This is a genomic window from Haloferax sp. s1 (assembly GCF_058382125.1).
In genome coordinates this window covers 1-2,239 of sequence record NZ_JBZRPK010000622.1, presented here as the reverse complement: position 1 = coordinate 2,239, position 2,239 = coordinate 1, and the positions used below count along the sequence as shown (strand labels likewise).

Below are 2,239 nucleotides of genomic sequence, written 5' to 3'. Positions count from 1 at the left end.
CATCATACGACCCTGTCACGGTCGTGACGCGGGTTCAAATCCCGCCTCGGGCGCTCTCCGTATCTCAAACTCACTTCAGTAAGCCCGGGTGGTGTAGTGGCCCATCATACGACCCTGTCACGGTCGTGACGCGGGTTCAAATCCCGCCTCGGGCGCTTCTCTAATTTCAACTCGTCCAGCGAGGCGTCTCGTCGCCGAGCGGCACCGAGTGGAATTTGTGAACGTTGGCAGGCGGGATTTGAACCAAGGAGCGACGCGAGCGTCAGCGAGCAGAGCGACCGAGGTTCAAATCCCGGCGAGGCAGAGCCTCGCCGACCTTCGCAAGCCTTCGGGGTGCTCAGTCCCGGTCCGGGCGTACGTTTCGGTGGAGAGTATCATCCACCAACAGGCCTTATCCTCCACCGGCTCTCGCAAGTACCAGCAGCAGGAAGACGAGTCCCATCAGGAAGATGCCCCCACCGACGATTCGGGTGAGCGTGACGTTCCAGTCTGCGGGTTCGACGGTCCGTAAGTTGCGTTTGCTCCCGATAGCGTTCAGTTGTTCGAGGACACGTGCAGACCGTCGCGGTTTCACCAGCATCGCAGCACCGAGCAAGCTAACGAACACCCCGGGGATAAGCAAGGGAAGGTTGAGACCTGAACCGATGCTCATCTCAAAATATATGATGGAATTCCGTTAACGGTATCGGAACGGACCAATCGGCATCCACCGAACTGTTCGAAGAGTCACGTCCGAAAGACGAACCGAACGGGCCTTTCACCGACGCCTTACCCAACAACCCCACCCACTGCCGCCCCAATCGCGACTCCGACCAACGCCGCCAACAGCGTCCCGAACGCGTACCGAGCGGCAGTCCGATAATCGCCGACATCGAGGAGTTCTGCGACACCGACCGCAAACGATGAGAAGGTCGTAAAGGCCCCACAGAATCCCGTTCCGGCGAGCGTCGCCGCCGCATCGCCGACGGGGGCCGCGACGATGAATCCGAGTGCGATGCTTCCGAGGACGTTTACCGTGACGGTACTCCATTTCCCGACGATTTGCTGGTCGACGACGTGCCGCGAGAGCGCGCCAGCCATCCCGCCGACGCCGACGAGAATCGCAGAGAGAAGCGAGAGACTCACCGCCGCCTCCCGACCGCGATACCGGCCGCCGCAGCAACAAAGCCGAGTGCGTAGTTCGCACCGATATTGACCAAACCACCAGTCATCGATAGTGACGCCGTCTGAACGGCGAACGTACTGTAGGTCGTAAACGACGAGAGCATCCCCGTTCCGAAGAGCAACTGCACGCGTCGCGAAGAGACGCTGGTGATGAACGTCCCCAAAATGAAGCTCCCGAGGACGTTCGCCGTGAGCGTTCCCCCTGCGCCGGGAACAGCGACGGAGACGAGGTAGCGCAGTATCGCGCCGACGAAGCCCCCGAAGGCGACCAACGTCAGTTCCGAACGGTCCATACCCACTCTCAGTCGGAGGGACTACTCCATGGTTTCGGAAGTATCGCGTGGCGGTACCGCCACCGGTGTCGCTCCTCCGTCGGGCGTCTTTCGGGGGCGGACTCGAACGTCGTGAATCGACTCCGTGGTGTCGTCGACAACGAGTGCACATCCCCTGTCGCGAGGAAGCCGAGCAGTGAGCGATTCGTCGAAGTACGTCGGGTCGGCGGCGGCCATCGCCGACACGTCGGGACCGGCGGTGAGTCGATGAACGATTCGGAGGTCGGCCTGCGAAACAGCCACCTCGGGGAGTGCCGATGGTCGCTGCGTCGCCAACACGATTCCGACACCGGGTGCGCGCCCGCGCGTGAGAATCGTTCGAAGCGCCGGTTCGGCGACGCTGACGGACGAAGTCTGTCGGGCCGACGAGGACGACTCTCGGCTGTCGCTGCCACCGACGAACGCGTGGGCCTCGTCGACGAGCAACCACGGAAGCCGGTCAGCCGCGTCCGTGACTCGAACGTCGTACAATCCGCGAGCGACGACGCGGACGACAGCACTCGCTGGCGTTTCGTCCATGCTGGACAGGTCGAGTACGTCCGGAGTAGGGCCACAGAGCGATTCGGGGACGAGTCCGTCTTCGGCGAACACGCCCCACGAGTCGGCGAGTGCGAGGTGGTTCGTCGCCGCTCGGCGGGTTTCCGAGGCGGCGTCGGCGTCTTCAACGGCCGCGCGCATGTCCGCGAGCGAGTCTTCGTCGGCCGCGAGTCGCCACACGAGCGACCCGACCGGGTCAGTTGGGT

Annotated in this window: 4 protein-coding genes and 2 tRNA genes (1 of these 6 cut by a window edge); 2 read left to right on the top strand and 4 right to left on the bottom strand. The window is 63.1% G+C overall.

Features of this window, described 5'->3' with window-relative positions; all coding sequences use genetic code 11:
- Positions 1-53: transfer RNA gene (locus tag QT222_RS13220), tRNA-Asp, on the top strand (it extends 120 nt beyond the left edge of the window).
- A 29-nt stretch (positions 54-82) separates the two neighbouring features.
- A tRNA-Asp gene (locus QT222_RS13215) sits at positions 83-155 on the top strand.
- 236 nt (positions 156-391) lie between these two features.
- Here the strand turns inward: QT222_RS13215 and QT222_RS13210 are convergent.
- The 4 genes from QT222_RS13210 to QT222_RS13195 all read right to left on the bottom strand — a co-directional run.
- A complete protein-coding gene (locus QT222_RS13210; protein WP_491477439.1) occupies positions 392-652 on the bottom strand; it encodes a DUF6199 family natural product biosynthesis protein in 261 nt (86 codons plus the stop codon).
- Positions 653-768: 116 nt separating this feature from the next.
- Complete coding sequence (locus QT222_RS13205; RefSeq protein WP_491477438.1) at positions 769-1,125, bottom strand: fluoride efflux transporter FluC; 357 nt, start codon at positions 1,123-1,125, stop codon at positions 769-771.
- On the bottom strand, positions 1,122-1,457 hold the full coding sequence (locus tag QT222_RS13200; protein WP_004058179.1) for a CrcB family protein: 336 nt from the start codon (positions 1,455-1,457) through the stop codon (positions 1,122-1,124). Before QT222_RS13200 ends, QT222_RS13205 begins: the two co-directional genes overlap by 4 nt.
- A gap of 21 nt (positions 1,458-1,478) precedes the next feature.
- The coding region (locus tag QT222_RS13195) for an ATP-binding protein (protein WP_491477437.1) at positions 1,479-2,239 on the bottom strand (761 nt) is incomplete at its 5' end.

Excerpts from the sequence above, each read along its gene's own strand:
- QT222_RS13210 (WP_491477439.1), bottom strand. The coding sequence starts at position 652 with ATGAGCATCGGTTCAGGTCTCAACCTTCCCTTGCTTATCCCCGGGGTG.
- QT222_RS13200 (WP_004058179.1), bottom strand. The coding sequence starts at position 1,457 with ATGGACCGTTCGGAACTGACGTTGGTCGCCTTCGGGGGCTTCGTCGGC.